This is a genomic window from Ruminococcus sp. (assembly GCF_019423705.1).
GTDB lineage: Bacteria > Bacillota > Clostridia > Oscillospirales > Ruminococcaceae > Hominimerdicola.
Genome location: NZ_JAHZAX010000010.1, coordinates 116,074 through 133,199 on the forward strand (window position 1 = coordinate 116,074; position 17,126 = coordinate 133,199).

12 protein-coding genes and 1 pseudogene are annotated in these 17,126 nt (G+C 44.8%); 7 read left to right on the forward strand and 6 right to left on the reverse strand.

Annotation, left to right across the window (positions count from 1 at the left end):
* Positions 1 to 209 precede the first annotated feature (209 nt).
* Positions 210 to 1,082, forward strand: a complete 873-nt coding sequence (locus QZ371_RS09585) for an Abi family protein (RefSeq protein WP_295211957.1) — start codon at positions 210 to 212, stop codon at positions 1,080 to 1,082.
* Positions 1,083 to 1,250: 168 nt separating this feature from the next.
* On the opposite strand, the pseudogene QZ371_RS11595 reads toward QZ371_RS09585, so the two are convergent.
* The 6 genes and pseudogenes from QZ371_RS11595 to QZ371_RS09615 all read right to left on the reverse strand — a co-directional run.
* A pseudogene (locus QZ371_RS11595) lies at positions 1,251 to 1,400 on the reverse strand (alpha/beta-type small acid-soluble spore protein); the annotation flags it as partial.
* A gap of 206 nt (positions 1,401 to 1,606) precedes the next feature.
* Positions 1,607 to 3,787, reverse strand: coding sequence for an ABC transporter ATP-binding protein (locus tag QZ371_RS09595; protein ID WP_295211960.1), 2,181 nt, complete (start codon positions 3,785 to 3,787; stop codon positions 1,607 to 1,609).
* A gap of 33 nt (positions 3,788 to 3,820) precedes the next feature.
* Positions 3,821 to 4,378 (reverse strand): DUF1854 domain-containing protein, encoded by a 558-nt coding sequence (locus tag QZ371_RS09600; protein ID WP_295211962.1) that lies wholly within the window; start codon positions 4,376 to 4,378, stop codon positions 3,821 to 3,823.
* Positions 4,379 to 4,405: 27 nt separating this feature from the next.
* Entirely contained in the window at positions 4,406 to 6,676 is a 2,271-nt protein-coding gene (locus QZ371_RS09605; RefSeq protein ID WP_295211964.1) for an ABC transporter ATP-binding protein, read from the reverse strand.
* Positions 6,677 to 6,870: 194 nt separating this feature from the next.
* Positions 6,871 to 6,993 carry a hypothetical protein gene (locus tag QZ371_RS09610; protein ID WP_295211966.1) on the reverse strand — a complete coding sequence of 41 codons (123 nt, stop codon included), beginning with the start codon at positions 6,991 to 6,993 and terminating at the stop codon, positions 6,871 to 6,873.
* 175 nt (positions 6,994 to 7,168) lie between these two features.
* Positions 7,169 to 8,290 (reverse strand): metallophosphoesterase, encoded by a 1,122-nt coding sequence (locus QZ371_RS09615; protein ID WP_295211967.1) that lies wholly within the window; start codon positions 8,288 to 8,290, stop codon positions 7,169 to 7,171.
* Between the two features lie 538 nt (positions 8,291 to 8,828).
* Between QZ371_RS09615 and mgtE the strand changes: the two genes are divergently transcribed.
* The 6 genes from mgtE (at position 8,829) to QZ371_RS09645 (ending at position 16,739) form a co-directional block, all read left to right on the forward strand.
* A complete protein-coding gene (mgtE, locus tag QZ371_RS09620; protein ID WP_295211968.1) occupies positions 8,829 to 10,268 on the forward strand; it encodes a magnesium transporter in 1,440 nt (479 codons plus the stop codon).
* Between the two features lie 148 nt (positions 10,269 to 10,416).
* On the forward strand, positions 10,417 to 12,030 hold the full coding sequence (locus QZ371_RS09625) for a potassium/proton antiporter (protein WP_366558729.1): 1,614 nt from the start codon (positions 10,417 to 10,419) through the stop codon (positions 12,028 to 12,030).
* Positions 12,031 to 12,123: 93 nt separating this feature from the next.
* Entirely contained in the window at positions 12,124 to 12,960 is an 837-nt protein-coding gene (locus QZ371_RS09630) for a helix-turn-helix domain-containing protein (protein ID WP_295211969.1), read from the forward strand.
* 667 nt (positions 12,961 to 13,627) lie between these two features.
* Positions 13,628 to 13,897 carry a hypothetical protein gene (locus QZ371_RS09635; protein WP_295211971.1) on the forward strand — a complete coding sequence of 90 codons (270 nt, stop codon included), beginning with the start codon at positions 13,628 to 13,630 and terminating at the stop codon, positions 13,895 to 13,897.
* An 89-nt stretch (positions 13,898 to 13,986) separates the two neighbouring features.
* Positions 13,987 to 15,477, forward strand: a complete 1,491-nt coding sequence (locus QZ371_RS09640; protein ID WP_295211976.1) for a diguanylate cyclase — start codon at positions 13,987 to 13,989, stop codon at positions 15,475 to 15,477.
* Entirely contained in the window at positions 15,474 to 16,739 is a 1,266-nt protein-coding gene (locus QZ371_RS09645; RefSeq protein ID WP_295211978.1) for an ABC transporter substrate-binding protein, read from the forward strand. Before QZ371_RS09640 ends, QZ371_RS09645 begins: the two co-directional genes overlap by 4 nt.
* Positions 16,740 to 17,126 lie beyond the last annotated feature (387 nt).

A 17,126-nucleotide genomic window follows, 5' to 3' on the forward strand; every position in this document is an offset into this window, starting at 1 on the left:
AATGATTCCTGTACTCTATCTTTAATATAAAAAATATGAAAGAGCGATAGCACTTAAGAATAACATAATTTCATTTTCATGACATCTATCTAGATATATTTACCATTGACTTTTTAGAAAAAATCGCATATAATAGTATTAACAGAACCCGACACGCCTCTTAGCAATGCGTACCACGTCGGGTCGTTTAATTATTAGGGGACTTTTTTATGCAGCTTAAAGAACAGCAACCATCAATGAATGTTGATCAACAAATCGAGAACTTGAAAATGCTTGGGTTGAGAATTGTCAATGAAGAATATGCACGTCGAATTCTTAATGATATTTCATATTTCCGCTTGATAAAAGCATATGGTCTTGGACTAAAAGGTAAAAATAAAAATTTTGATGGTTCTATATCCTTTGAACAAATCGTTGAGTTATACCTGTTTAACGCCAACTTCAGGCAACTCTTATTTACTTGGATAGAGCAAATTGAAGTTAATCTCAGGTGTAGGGTAGCTAATCATTTCTCACATATTTATGGTGTACTAGGATATGAAGATCCGGATAATTTTAATGATCCTGGCTATCACTATGATTTTCTTTGTGAGATAGAAAAGGAAATATCCAGAAATAGCAAAGCCCCTTTTGTTAAGAATTTCAAAAATAATTATATTGACGGCAAAATTCCGTTTTACGCTTTGGTGGAGCTGTTCAGTTTCGGTACGCTCTCAAAGTTTTATAAAAATATGAAACCTCAGGACAAAAAAGCCGTTGCAACGTTGTATGGCGTGGGATATACTTATCTTGAAAGCTGGGTCGAACACATTGCTTTTGTGCGGAATATTTGTGCACACTATGGACGTTTGTATAATGTTAATCTTGCTAAAACGCCAAAGCTATATAAGCAATATACAGAAAAGGGGATAAGCAGTATCCGTGTATTTGCAACTCTTCTTTGCATAAAACATCTAATAACTAATGATCAACATTGGACAGCGTTTGTGGACAAACTAGATAAACTTTTTCACAAGTACCCTCACGTTGATAAAAAACTTATGGGATTTCCAGATGATTGGGTTAATATATTGAACGAATAAACATCAAAACATCGCATTTGTTTTTACAAATGCGATGTTTTGATAAGAAAATATATCGTTGTGCTGCTCCTATACTGACAGTCTAACGGCATATGTAATCTCAATGCAATGACCTGTGTTTCTTACGCTGTTTCGGGTAAATATCCATTGTTGTTCAGGACTAATTACTTTGACCATCTGACCGCCGACAGAACCAACTTCACGGGCAGTAAGATCGCCGTTGTAGCCCTGCTTGAGGTTAACGCCTACTTCGTTGGCAGCCTCCATCTTGAACTTGTTGAGAGTTTCTCTTCCCTGCTGAGTTGTGATACCTTTCATTTTCGTATCTCCTTTTCATTTGTATTTCGGGTTTGCAATAATATTATATGACTGCTTACAAAGTTTATAAGAGGTAATTTATAGAATGAAAGAGGGGGATTTTTGGGTTTTTAGGTGTAAAATTTTATGAAGATTAAAAAAAATTAAAGAGCCTATAGATCTTTTAACAGATTTATAGGCTCTTGTTTTATTGTTTCTGATATTTTTTACGCCTGAACAGGTTCGGCACGCTTCATTTTAGTCGTCTGCCGCTGAGCCATTACAAGCTTGTAATATACGCCTTTTTTGCGCATAAGTTCGACGTGAGTGCCAAATTCCGCAAGCCTGCCCTTGTCAAGAACGATAAGGCGGTCGGCGTTGCTTAGCGTAGAAAGGCGGTGTGCGATGGCAATAGTCGTCCTGCCTTTGGTGAGCTTGCCAAGAGCGTCTTGTATCTGCTTTTCAGTTTGAGTGTCAAGTGAAGCCGTTGCTTCATCGAGGATTATTACTTTCGGGTCGTGAAGGATCGCCCTTGCTATGGCGATTCGCTGGCGCTCACCTCCCGAAAGCTGATAGCCCTTGTTGCCCACACGGGTGTTGTAGCCGTCGGGAAGCTTGGTTATAAAGTCGTGTGCGTTTGCGATCTTCGCCGCCCTTATGACCTCTTCAAAGGTTGCGTCGGGCTTTGCGTATGCGATGTTTTCCAGCACGTTGCCGTCGAAAAGGAAAGTCTCCTGCAATACCACGCCCACCTGCGAACGCAGACTATGCTGTGAAATTTTCTTGATGTCGACCCCGTCAATGCGTATCTCGCCTTGGGTGCAGTCATAAAGCCGCAGGATAAGATTTATCATCGTGGATTTTCCCACGCCCGAATGACCAACAATGCCGATCATTTCGCCCTTATTTATCTTGCAGGTGATATTTTTCAGCACAGGATTGTAGACCTTGTAGCCGAAATACACTCCGTCAAATTCGATATCGCCCTTGATGTCAAGCTCCATAGGGTCGTCGCAGTCACGAACGTCCGTCTCTTCGTCAAGTATCTCAAAGACCTTTCCTGCGGAGACCGACGTGTCCGCCAGCGTCCTCGGTATCTGAATAAGCCAGCGGATAGGCTCGTAAAGCATTGCCACATAGGTGGTGAACTGAATGAGCTGACCCAGCGACATTGTGTGGTCAAGTATCATATTTCCGCCGAAATACAGAACGAAAAAGTTGCCGATAGTGAGGATAAATTCCGAAGCAGGGATAGTCAGATACCACATTATCTCCGCACGAACGCAGCTTTTCGACCAGCGCTCGGAACATTCCGTGTAGCGCTGTATCTCTCTGACCTCGTTGCCGTAGGACTTCACAACTCTGATACCATTGAGGATATCGTGCAAAGTCTCGCCGTGTGAAACGCTGTTTTTCCATACCTTTGTGTAGCGGATAGCCATTGTGTCAAAAAGCTTTTGCACTATTATAAAAACTATTGGCACAGGTAAAACGGTCATAAGTGCCAGCCGCCAGTCCATGACAAAAAGCAGTATGCCTATTATCACAAGTGAGAGTATTTTAACAATGGCGTCTTTTCCGTTTGCGGTTATAAAGTCCTCAAGCTTTGCGGCGTCGCTTGATACACGGTTGATAAGCTCGCCTGCCGTCCGCTTGGAAATTGAGTTCATTGAAAGCTGCTGGGATTTTTCAAATATCTCCTGTCTTAAATCTCTACCAAGGTTCAGCGCCACCTTGAAGCTGTTTTTCATATTGAAAAATTCAAACACGCCAGCCAGCAAAAGCAGAGTAACTATTGTGATGATAACGCCGATAAGCCCTGCCCAGTCGGCGTTTTTCGGGGTGACGTATTTGTCGATGATAACCCTGTCAAGATATGGTGCAAGCACCCATATAAGCTCCGAAAGTATTGTGCACACCACCGCAATGGCGAAATATTTCTTGTATGGGGCAATGCGCTTTATGAGCTTGTACATCGTCTTGCCCTTGCCTGTGCAGTATATGCACTCCTTTGCGCCCTCAATGGGCAGACCGCATTTCGGGCAAACAGGCTCTTCATCGTCAACTTCTTCAATAAGCTTTCCTGTGCGTATGTAATGATCGAGAAGCTTTAAAAGCTCTGCATATCGCAGGAACTGATCTTGTGAAAAGCCGCAGAAGCAGATTGTCTCACCGCTTTTCGTTGTGCCCTGCGCCATTGAAGTGCCTATCTGCTGCTTGCACTCAAACTCCGCAAAATCGGCGATATCAAATTGCAAAATTATCTCATCGCCGCTGTAAACATATATCTTCTCCCTTGAAACGCAGAAATGCCCGTCCATTTTCTCGCCCTCTCTGCTGAAATTCGCAGGCAGAGAGTAGATGATATCGTCACCGGCGCCTTTGGGGAGGGAAGTTCTAAGGTCCATTTTTTCACACTCCTTTCTTGAATGTGTCAGCTATCAAGTAAACATTTCCAGCACTTGCAGGCTTTTTCTGTCAAGCTTGTGGATATCGGGACAAAAATACTTGTTGCCGTCGGCGTCGTTGACGTAAAGATAATCATAGCCGATCATTCTGAAATTCTGATACCAGTCACGGATACAGATAGTTTTCTGTCCCGATGTGGTGTCTGCCTTGACGAATATTGCACCACGCATATTGTCCTTTATGCTGTAAACCTTTGTTATCTCAGGCATATAGTATTTGTATTCAAGATAGCTGTCAAGAAGCTCATACTGAGCCTTGTCAAGCTCCGCCATATCCTTTATCACGCCGATCTCACGGAACTCCTTTTCAGCGTTTTCATATGAAAGGCTTATGTATGTGGTCTTTGAATAAAATGGTATGAGCCGTGTTGGATTGACTTTGTGATAAGTCTTGCCCTTATAACAAAGCGTCAGAAAGCCGCTTTCCTCTTTGGCAAGGCGTATCTCCTTGCAGTCAAGCAGCGTCAGCTTATCGACTTCGTAAACTTCCTGCTCTGCTTGCTCCTGTTCTTGGATATTGTTTTCAGCCATATATTTCATCTCCTTACTAAACAATATTTAATCATTTATAAACTGCAAAGCTTCCGATTGAAGCTTGTAAAGCTCGTAATATTTGCCCTTTGACTTGATAAGCTTGTCGTGAGTGCCCATTTCTTTGAGCTCGCCGTTTTCGATAACGCAAAGCATATCAGCGTCACGAAGGGTTGAAAGGCGGTGGGCAATGGATATTATCGTCCTGCCCTGTTTAAGATTGTCAATAGCGGCTTGTATCTTGCGCTCTGTCCTTGTGTCCATTGAAGCGGTGGCTTCATCGAGGATAAGAATGTTGGGCTTCTGAATGATAGCCCTTGCAATAGAGATACGCTGCTTTTCGCCGCCCGAAAGTGAAACGCCGCCCTCGCCCACCTTGGTGTTGTAACCCTCGGGGAGCTTCGTAATAAATTCGTGGGCGTTTGCGGACTTTGCCGCCTCGATGACCTCTTCCATTGTGGCGTCAGGGTTTGCATAGCGGATATTGTCAGCGATCGAGCCGATGAAAAGGAAAGTCTCTTGTGAAACAATTCCGATATTGCGGCGAATGTCCTCAAAGGCTATCTTTCTTATTGGCACGCCGTCAATTGTTATCTCACCGCCCGTTACGTCATAAAGCCTTGCCATAAGGTTTATGATAGTTGATTTTCCTGCGCCTGTCTTGCCCACAATACCGAACATATGCTCAGCCTGCACCTTGAAGGACACATTTTTTATGATGGGGTGGCCTGCCTCATATTCAAATGAAACGTTTTTAAGCTCGATATCGCCCTTCATATTCTCGATGTGAACAGGGTGTTCGTCCTCTTTGACTGTTGGAAGAGCGTCCATAATCTCAAACATTCTTGAAGCGGCGTCCATACATTTCGCCCAGCGGTCGCCTATCCAAGTGAAAAAGTTGATAGGGTCCATTGCCATTTCGGTGTAGGATATAAGCGCCGAAAGTGCGCCGAAAAGTATGTGCCCCTTGATGACCAGCACAGCGCCGATACAGAAAACAAGCTTGTTGACTATCCTGTAAAACGTCCATATAACGGGGATAGTGTTTGCTATCCTAGAATTTATGCGGGTGTTTATTGTGAAAGCGTCGGTGTTTTTCAAACGATAGCGTTCTATCTCCCTGTCCTCACGGGCGAAAGCCTTTACAACACGCTGACCGTTCATAACGTCCGAAAGCACGGAGTTCGCCGAACGCATTGCAACGTCATATTTGCGGTAAAGCTTGCGCTGGCTCTTGTAAAACCTATGCTGAACTATCTCTATCACCGTGATAGTCAGTATAATGCCGATAGAAAGCAGGGGAGATATTGTCAGCATTATCACCGCAATGCCCAGAATCTTCACAACGTTCGTCAGTCCGTATGGCACGATATCGGTGAAGAACCAGTAAATGTTCTGGCTGTCTCTGTCAACTCTTGACATAAGCGAGCCTGTCTGCTTGCTGGTGAAAAAGTCAAGGGATAGCCGCTGCATTGATGAAAATATCTTCACCCTAAGTCTGTGCGTTACGATCGGCACGACCCTTGATGTGATTATGCCCGAGATTATCCTCATTATCATTCCTGCGATATTAACGCACACGATGAGCATTACTATCATCAGTATCCTGCCGTAATACTTGCCGTTTTCCGCAAGCACGTCGTCATAAAGCATTTGCGAGCCGAATATCGGCGAAAGCACGGCGAAAACGTTGCTCAGCACGATAGTGAGCAGTATAAGGAACACCGCCTCTTTAAATTCGCCGAACATCGAAAGCAGCCGCTTGAATACTGAGCGCCTGTCAACGCACCTAGGACAGACAGGCCTGTTCGGGTCGGGATAAGGTTCGCCGCAGATAGGGCAATGGGTCTTTACACCTTCAAGCAGGCGGTCGTCGATAGGTTCGTTCTTTGCGGTGCAGCTCACACGCTGGCTGAATTTCTCGAATTTGTCCGCATAGCCCAGCGAGAACCTTGCCACGGGAAATTCCTTTGCTGCCTTGTCCTTTATCATAAGCCGTGCGGAATTTGCGTACCTGTCAACGTACATTTCCTCGATATCACCGATAGGGTATTCCTCATAGCCCGTGACGGTGAAATCAACAAGCTGCTTGCGCTTTTGCCCACGCTTCATTTTGCCGTATTTTTCATAGCCACGGAGGATGTACACGTTTTCTTTTGTGAAAGTTATGTATACGTCCACATATCCGCCCTCTCCGTCAAGATCGGCCTTAACGCAGTAAAGCAGCTCGTCAGTCATAACGCCACGCTTGAGCAGCTCTTTCTCAGCAAGCTCAGGCAGAACGTCAAAAAACTTCATATATTTTCCCCTCCTTTTGCGGAATAGTTTTAGTTTTTAGTTTTTCATAATCTTTTGCTTCTAAATTCGTATAATGTAAACCGGCAATGCAGCTTCGCCAAAATGTCACAACACACAAAAAGACCTCTGATACCGAATATCAGAGGTCTCAAAATGTCTGCGATATAAATACCAAAAAGCTGCTGAAAATAGTATCAGCATTTTATTATAAAGGCAGGTAAAATGACTTCTGAAAGGCGGTTCGCACTTGCATTGTTTGTAGCGTTATTCTCATTAGTCTTGATAAGATCAAATAGAATATTTCTCATTTTTCTCATTTTACCCACCTCCTTTCAGTCTAAAAATGTGTCAGCATTAAACATTTCAAGCATTATACGAATGTCCGTGAAATATCACGCAAGACTTATTATAATACGCTTTTTGTTGTTTGTCAATAGCTTTTTAAAAACTTTTTAAAGTTGTGACATTTGTCACTTTGCGGCTTTTGACCGCTTATTTTCCCTCGATGTCGATAACAACATACTCAGACTTGCAGCCAGTCTTGAATTTTATCTCCCAGTCTGAAATGCCCGATGTTACGATAAAGTTGGTGTCGTCACGCTTTTCATAGCCGTAATTGCGGCAGTTGTCGCTTATGAGCCTGCCCATAAAGTTTATCGGTATAAGCTGTCCGCCGTGGGTGTGACCCGAAAGCACAAGGTCAGCCTTCGCCGCAGCTTGATTCTCGTAATCGCAAGGCTGGTGATCCATTACAATGGTGTACTTTGAGCTGTCAAGGCCTGCCATAAGCTCTTCCATAGAGGCTCTGCTTTCGTTCTTTTCAACTTCCTCAGACCTGTCCTGTCTGCCGATTATGTAAAAGCGGTCGTCGATAAGAACGTTCTCGTCCTGCAATACAGTTACGTTGTTTTTTTCAAGCTCAGCGATAAGATCATCGCCGCTGTAACCACGCTGCTCAGAGCCGTAATAGCCCTTGTCGTGATTGCCGAAAGAGAAATAAACGCCGTATTTCGTCTTTATGCTGCCCATTGCCTGACAGGAAAGTATCATATCTTCTTTTGAAGTGCCGTCGTCAACAAAGTCGCCTGTTATGAGCACAACATCGGGATTGATCTCTGATATCTCGTCAGCGTATTTCTGAAAGCCCTTGCCGTCAAACGTCGTGCCAACGTGGGAATCTGATATCTGAACTACCTTGATATTTCCAACCTTTTTGTCCGTCTCAATGGTATAATCTTTCACCCAAACGTTGTTGCAAAGATACCAGCCCACAGCAAGATATATCACCGTCACAGGGATAGCAAGATATCCCGAAAGGCTTTTTTTGATATCCTTCTTTTTTGCCTTTTGTATAATAAAGCGCACAAGGTCGAATATGAGCCAGAATATAACAAGGTGCAAAACGCAGATGATAGCGTTTATGTATCCCCACAACAGCGTGAGCACTACCGATATTATCACGATAGTAACAGCGCTCAAAGTGTATTTGAGCCAGCGCTTGCCCTTTGAAAGCTTTTCATATATCCCGAATTTGGTGAGCCTGTTCACAAGATAAATAACACCCGCCGCTGAACCGCAAAGCACAGCAATTGCTATAAAAGCCCACATAAGCATTTTTATGTCGTCCTCCTAAAAAATCACATAGTTTGATGTAGGGGCGAAAATTGTTGTTCGACAATGCTCTCAACAATCTGTGGTCGCCCAAAAGTTGTCTGCCTTTTCAATATTTTCAACGAAATATATTGTATATATTTGCGTTATCGTACAAAAAACATTATAGTTTATGGACAAAACAATGTCAATGTATATTTTATAAAGAATGTGTGTAAAGGGCAGGTAAGGAAATCTAAAAAGATTTTAAAAATTCTTTGACCCACCTTGACCTGCCTGCTTGAAAATGTTAAAATAAAAGTGTTGCAAATGCTAATTTTAAAGTGAGGTGAGCAGAGTGAATAGTGGTGATAGTTTCGGGCAACGCAGACGTGAGATTTTGTCTGCGGCGGATAGCGTGAAGCTTTGTTCAGCTCTGCCAGTTTGCCTCAGACTTTATAGAATATCATAATTGGCAAAATTGCCGATTTACGTTCTGCTTTGTCCGATATCGCTTTCATCAACGAATTGCGACAATTCTTGAATTGAAAGGAATGATATTATGGCAAATCCAGCAAAGAATATCAAAAATATCTCCCCTCAGAGCGGGGAGATAACAGCAAGACCTGACTATGTAAAGGAAATAAGAGAGATAGTCAAAGGCGGCCTTTCTCCGAAAATGATACAGGAAAGGCTTGACGATTATCACGAAAAGGATATCGCCGAGGCGCTGACCGACCTTGAAAGGGTCGATCGTGTCAAGATACTGCGTATCCTTGACGCAGATGCGCTGGCGGATATTTTCGAGTACGTCCCCGAAGAAGTGGCAGGAAAGCTTCTTGAAGAAATGGATATCAAAAAGGCAGTAGCCCTTATCTCAGAGCTTGAAAGCGATTCCGCCGTGGATATCCTCAGAACTATCCCAAGGGAAAGGCGCACGCAGTTTATCGACCTTATCGACGATGAAAGCAAGCGCAATATCGAGCTTGTGGCTTCATTCGATGAGGACGAGATAGGCAGCCGAATGACCTCGAATTTCGTTCAGATAAGCAACGATATGACCGTCAAAAGCGCAATGAGCGCCCTTATCGAGCAGGCAAAGGATAACGACAATATCACGACCATTTTCGTGGCAGATAAAAGCGGACTTTTTTATGGCGCAATAGACCTGACCGATCTTATCATTGCAAGGCAGGACGAGCCGCTGGAGGATATAATAAGCACCTCATTCCCCTATGTTTACGGCACGGAAGAGGTGGACAGCGTTATCGAATCGCTGAAAGATTATTCCGAAAACAGCATACCTGTCCTTGACAATTCCAACCATATTATCGGCGTTATCACTTCTCAAAACCTTGTTGAAGTTGTCGATGATGAAATGGGTGAGGACTATGCAAAGCTTGCAGGTCTTACCGCAGAGGAGGATCTTGCCGAACCGCTGAAAATGAGTATCAAAAAGCGTCTGCCTTGGCTGCTCGTGCTGCTTGGCCTTGGAATGATAGTTTCCTCAGTCGTTGGCATTTTCGAGCAGGTCATCGCAAAGCTCACCATTATAATGGCGTTCCAGTCTCTTATTCTCGATATGTCCGGTAATGTGGGCACACAGTCACTTGCGGTGACGATCAGAGTGCTTACCGATGAAAACCTCAGCGGTAAGCAGAAGCTCCGCCTTGTGACAAAGGAAATGAAGATCGGCCTTACAAACGGCTTGATACTTGGCGTGTGCTCGATAATCCTCATAGGGCTTTATATAATGATATTCAAGGGCAAGCCTGCGATACTGGCATTCGGCGTGTCGTTTTGTATCGGTGCGGCGCTTATCCTCGCAATGCTTATCTCAAGCGCCGTGGGCACAGTCATACCGCTGTTTTTCAAGAAGATCAAGATAGACCCTGCCGTTGCCTCCGGTCCGCTGATAACAACAGTCTGCGACCTTGTTTCCGTTGTGACCTATTACGGTCTCAGCTGGATACTTCTCATAAATGTCCTTGGACTTGGCTAAGTAGGTTGACAAACAATATAAGAATATGTTATAATATTTATGGTAGCAAAGGCGCTTTGAGTATAATTTTACCCAAAGCGCTTTTTTTATAATAATTCGACAAATTTCACCATTTGACATAACAACAGACCAAATAGGAGGTAACACATTGACCCTGACAACAGCGCTTATCTTTGCTTCAGTTGTAGTATTATGCTGCATATTCTTCAATAACATATCGGGCAAATTCGGCCTGCCGACCCTGCTTATGTTCATCGTGTTGGGAATGCTTTTCGGCTCTGACGGCATTTTGAAGATAGAGTTCGACAATTACAAATTCGCCGAGGAGATATGCTCAGTCGCCCTTATTTTCATAATCTTCTACGGCGGCTTTGGCACGAAATGGAGCGAGGCGAAAAAGGTTGCAGGAAAGTCAATGCTGCTGGCTTCGGGGGGCGTCGTGCTCACGGCGGCGGCAACGGGCGTGTTCTGCCATTTCGTGCTGCGCTTTGCTTGGCTGGAAAGCCTTCTTATCGGCGCTGCTATAAGCTCCACCGACGCCGCTTCGGTGTTCAACGTGCTGAGAGGCAAAAAGCTGAACCTTAAATACGGCACGGCTTCAATATTGGAGCTTGAAAGCGGAAGCAATGACCCTTGGGCTTATATGCTCACGATCATAATACTTTCCGTGATGAAAGGCGGTGCGACCGTCGGCGGCTTTGTGCTGAGCTTTTTGGCGCAGGTGATATTCGGCGTTGCTTTCGGTGCGGCGATATCGTTGGGCGCATTGTATCTCATCAAGAAAGTGAATTTTGACGCAGCAGGCTTTGACGCCATTTTCGTGACGGCGATAGCGGTGCTTTCCTACGCCCTGCCCTCGGCGGTGGGCGGAAACGGCTATCTCAGCGCATATATCGTGGGAATAGTCCTCGGCAACGCAAAAATACCCGGCAAAACAGCCCTCGTCCATTTCTTTGACGGCATAACAGGCTTCACGCAGATACTTCTGTTCTTCCTGCTTGGTCTGCTTGCTTTCCCGTCGCAAATGCCGAAAATTATCCTGCCAGCGGCGGCGATAGCGCTGTTTTTGACATTTATCGCCCGTCCTGCTGTGGTGGCGCTGCTTATGAAGCCATTCAAAGCAGGCTGGAATCAGATCGCCCTTATATCTTGGGCAGGACTGAGGGGAGCGACCTCCATAGTTTTCGCCATAATGGTAACAGTCGATGACGCATACACAAAAAACGACGTTTTCCATATCGTGTTCTGTATCGTCCTGCTTTCTATCGGCATACAGGGAACTCTGCTGCCTTGGCTTGCGAAAAAGCTTGATATGATCGACGATGAAGAAAATGTAATGAAGACTTTCAACGATTACAGCGATGAAACGGAAGTGCAGTTCATAAAGCTCAGCGTGCAGGAAGAAAGCAGTTGGGCAGGGAAGAAGATAAAGGATATCCCATTCCCGAGAGGTCTCCTTGTGGTGATGATACTTCGTGGCAGCGGAAAGGACAGAGAGAAGATAATTCCCGCAGGCAAGACGAAAATCCTCGCAGGGGACGTCCTTGTTTTGAGCGCAGCAGGCTTTTATGACGACAGCCATTTTGTGCTCAGCGAAACAAGTATCGGCAAGAAAAGCGATTGGTGCGGCCGACGCATATCGGAAATATCCCTCCCCGAGGACAGCATTATCGTGCTCATCAAACGTGAGGGCAGGACACTTATCCCAAACGGCAGGATAAAGATAAAAGCAGGGGACGTGCTCGTTATGACGAAAGGCTAGAAACTTTACTCAAAAAGTCAAGCAGACTATTTCAGACTGTGCTATAATATTATCATAGTAACGTTACTGTATTGACTGCCGAGGTGAACAAATATGAAAACCGAAAACAGGAACAACTTCTGTATTTTTACCGCCGCATTGGATTTTATCGAAACGAACCTGTGCAGCGAATTCAAACAGGAAGATATCGCTGCGGCCTGCTATTGTTCGCTGTCAACTCTGCAAAAGCTGTGGCGGTATGCCACCAATACAAGCCTAAAGGAGTATATCTCAAAAAGGCGGCTGACAAGTGCGGCTGTCGATCTGCTGGAAACTGATATGTCCGTAATGGATATCGCAATGAAATATCAGTACAATTCCAATGAGGTTTTCACCAGAGCTTTCACAAAGCAATGGAACATTTCACCCTCTGCCTTCAAGAAGCAATGGGAAAAGGGCTGCGTGCTCTATCCCAGGATAAATCGTGATTACTATGAGGGAGCGTATTATATGGGCAACAAGAAATTTGACGTAACGGAACTATTTGATTATCTGAAAGAAAGAACAGGCACTTATGTGCTGTGCTTTGATATCGTGGGGCTTCACGCCGTAAATCTTGATATCGGCAGGGAAGCAGGGGATAAGATCATTCTTGAAGTGCTAAAGCGCATCAACGCCGCAGCAGGGGACGATATGCCCGTGCTGAGGATAGGCGGCGACGAATTCGTAATGGTGACAGGGCTTGATGACGTTGAAGCGGTGAAAGCCGTTGCACGAAAAGCCCTTGCCAAAAACGGCGAGGCTGTGGCATACAGCGGCGGAGCTGTGCCGGCTTCTTTGCGGACAGGTGCGGTGAAGATAAGCGAACCGCTGAAATATTCCGTCCTCTGCAATGATTTTGACAGGGTCATATCTGACGCAAGAAACGACGGCGAGGTGCATTTTGCATAATTTGCATAATAATATAAAAATACGGCGGACGGAGAGCTTTCTTCGTCCGCCTGTTTGTCTAAAGCCGCCTGCGAAAGCATTTTCCCATTATGTGAAAAAACTTCGCTGTCTTATCAGCTTGTTTTCAGTATGCTTTCATAAAACTATCATATTAGAAAGGTATTATATACACAAGGTCAGAGGGACGCCGAGACAGAGCTTCGATAACAGGCCGTGAGCTTTAGCTGAAGGTTCCGACTACAAATAATCTTTCGCATTGCGGAAGTTTTCATATATTTTCATATAATAATCTTCATATAATTTTCCTTCTTCTTTTCATAACTACGCTGCGCTTCCCTATTATAAAGGGGGCTCAGCCAAATGAAAAGATGCAAACTTCTTAATTCGATTTCCCCTATTCATAATTTTTTCTTCATATTATACTTCTTACTTCACTAAAGACCCTGCGTTTGATGAGAGCGCAGGGTCTTTAGCTTTTTTAGCTTTCGCACTTCTTTTCGACATTCTCGATATAAAATTAACAAAAACAGACGTTCTTTTATGTGCAAAGCGACAAAAATCAAACTGTCCAAAAAATCTCCCCCAAAATCTGCGCTGATGTGTTATAATACCGATACAAAAGGCGAAAGTGCATAATGTTATCGCCTTGGATTGGAGGAATATGGAAATGATATGGTTTATAATACTGGACTTTTTTATAATAAGCGCAGCGGTGGGCGGAGAGAAATGGCTGTGCAAAACGGTGCTGAAAATGATCGCATTTTTCACATTTCTGATGATAGCCCGTGAGCATACGGGCGCAGCCGTCGCAATGGGTATCGTTATCCTCTCGGCGGCGGGAGCGTTGATGCTCCTCCGTGTCGACCAACGCAAAAAGCGCACCCTTCGCAGGCGTCCTGTTGACGGCGCTTGTGATATGCCTTTAAGTAATAATTAACAAAAAAATCATCATTTAAGACCTTTGTTGTGGTATAATTTATTATATATAATAAATCTTCTTCGGGGAAACGAAAGGGTGACGGGGTCTTGAAAAATGCTGTGGAGTATGAAATGTATGAAGTCATAAAACGCTTCAGAAAATCTCTGCTTAAAATACATATCGGCGTGCTTTTTGCCGCCTGCCTGCTGGTCTACGCCTGTTCAACATATTTTGGCGCAAAAACCGCTTATGATAAGGAAGCCCAGCTCTGCACGGCGATAAACGCTCAGGCAAAGCAGAATATTTCGGCTTTTATGCGGCGAATGGAGGATACCGCAAAGCTTGTTATGGGCAATGAGGACTATGTGGAATACAATGCCACAAAAACGGGCAGAGACGAGTATATCTCTATCGGCACGGAAAACAAGATGAACGACTATCTTGTGAACCTAAGCACCTTGGGCAATTATACCGATTTTGGTATGGTTTACAGCAATAACCATGCTGTGGGCAAGATAACGGACGGCACAAAAGACCTTTATGATGATAAAATTTATGACTGCGTTGTGGAGATTATGGACGGTGAGCGGACAAAATGGTTCACGGGCAGCGATAATGACTACACAAGAGTTTATTTTGCCGGACGTGTGAACGACAATGCTATTTTTTTGTCGTCATTTTTCTCGACTGAGTTCGACTCTATCTTCCTTAAATCGGCGGATTTCAGCGAAATAAATTCAATGCTGTGCGATAAAGACGGCAAAGTCATCTATGCAGACGGCGGCGAAAATAAAAAGGGCGAGCGTATCAATGACGAGGCAGCAAAGCTTCTTGGCGGCGATGAAAATATCACCGTGAAAAATTTTGATATGATATGCTCGGCGGACGGCTGCGCAGACGATTGGACTGTCGTGACCACTGTGGATATGACAAAAAATATGAAGTATTATATGCGCACAGGACTTAAATGCTTTGGAATTTTTGTGGGCGGAGCACTGCTGCTGATATGCCTGTCGGGTGTGGCGACTGTTAAGGAGAACCCTGATAAGATCGCAGCCTCGGGCAGATTTACAAAGCTTGACAGCGTGACGGGACTTTACACGGCGGAGCATACTGAGAACAGCATTATGGATAAGATCGAGACCTGCATTTCCGGCTCGACTATCGCACTTGTAATCGTGAAAATAACCAACCTTGACCTTATCAAGCTCAATTACGGCGAGGAGGTCACGGAGCAGGCGCAGCAGAAGATCGCAAAGACCTTGGAAAGCCTTTACGGCGAGAATGATATCTGCGGAGTGCTGGAGGAGGGCAAGTTCGTTTTGTTTGCGGACTTCACCGACTTTGATCTTGTGAAGGCTTATAATAATGTGAAGAGCGATCTGAAAAAGCTCAACGATACGCTGAAAGAGTGCTGCCTTGACGGGGATAGGGGATATATAAAATGCGCCGTCGGTGCGGCGGTTTATCCGGAATACAGCGACGATTATGACGAGCTTCTGAGCACGGCTGAAAAGGCCTGCGAAGAGGCGGCGGACGCAAGCGACGGAAGATTTGTCGTATACGGCAAACGTGAGGAGGAAGCGATAAAGAAGTGAACCGAAAGACTTTGATCGCAGCGAAAACGGCGGCTGCGCTGTGTGCGGCGGCGGTGCTGACAGGCTGCACCCTCGGAGAAGATCGGCTCAGTCACCCAGAGCGGGCAGGGATAACATTCTCCTGGTGGGGAAAGGACGCACGAAATGAATACACTCTCGAGGGGCTGAGACAGTTCCAGCAGGATAACGAGGGCATAACCGTGACGCCTGAATACAGCGAGTATGAGGGCTTCAAGGCACGAATGGACGTGGATTATTATTCCGACACGTCGGCGGACGTTATGCAGCTCAATTACAACTGGCTTTGGGAATATTCCAAGGACGGCGAGGGTTTTTACGACCTTTATGAGCTTAGCGATGAGATAAATCTTGACGCATTTGACAAGGACGATCTTGCTTACGGTGAGATCGACGGCAAGCTAAATGCTGTGCCAACGGGATTCAATTGTGTGACATTTTATTACAATAAGACGATGTATGAAACATACGGCTTTGAATTGCCGACGAATTGGCAGGACTTGATAAATGCTGCTGACGTTATGCGGAGCGATGAGGTGTATCCAATAGCGCTGACGCAGAAATCGGCGTGGCTGAGTGCGGCGGCTTATTGCGAGCAATCCACCGGCAAGGCGATGTTTTCCGACGACGGCGAGTTTCAATATGAGCAGGAGGATATCCGTCGAATGTTGGCATTTTACCAAGAAATGCTTAAAAATAAGGTGTCGAAGCCTGCGTGGGACTTTGACCGAAAGGACTTTGAGGACTGCATTGTGGGCGGCGTAGCGGCGTGGATATCTGACGCTGAGTATTATTGCCAACCGCTGGAGGGCGCAGGCTTCAAGGTGGTCGTGGGGGATTATCCGCTGGCGAAGAGGTCGAAAAGTTCGGGCTGGTATAAAAAGCCAACGAGCTTTTACGCAATAAAAAAGACGACGAAATATCCCGAAGAGTCGGCGAAGTTGCTGGATTATCTTGTTAACAGCGAGGAAATGGCGCTTTTGCAGGGCACAGGAAAGGGCGTGCCTGCCTCGAAAGCGGCATTGGAGGCTCTCGAAGCCCGTGATATGCTGAACACGATACAGTACAGGGCGACATATAAGATGAACAATGCTCAGACTTTCCGCCCGATGAACCCCGATCTTGAAGATCAGCAGGCGGTAGACGCATTTATTTCCGCTTCTGAGGCGCTTTATTACGACCGCACGTCCCTTGAAATGGCAGCACGGAGCACCTATAACAAGCTTGTGGAGCTTTACAATTAGTTTAATCAACTAAACAATTTGTGCGATGTGGAGATAAAGACTATATGTAAATAAGCAATGTATACAAACTTTACAAAATTGTAAAATAAGTCTTGACAATTTATTAGTTTTAAGATATAATTAGTACCGATGTAAGAAACATCATCAAGATTCAGGCATAGACTGAATAAGGTCACTTGGGTTAACAATTTAGTCAAAATGACTTATTCAAAAATAGTTTTTCGTTAATTTGAACAAAGTTGAGAAAATTTCCGCAAAACTATTGACATTTCGGACAAGATGATGTATACTTTAAGCATAGCTTAGAGGTGAGCGTCAAGCTCTTGTGGGTTTACATCAAATGTATGTTGAGCGTAAAATTCTCCCACAAAACCTGTAAAAAGCTAT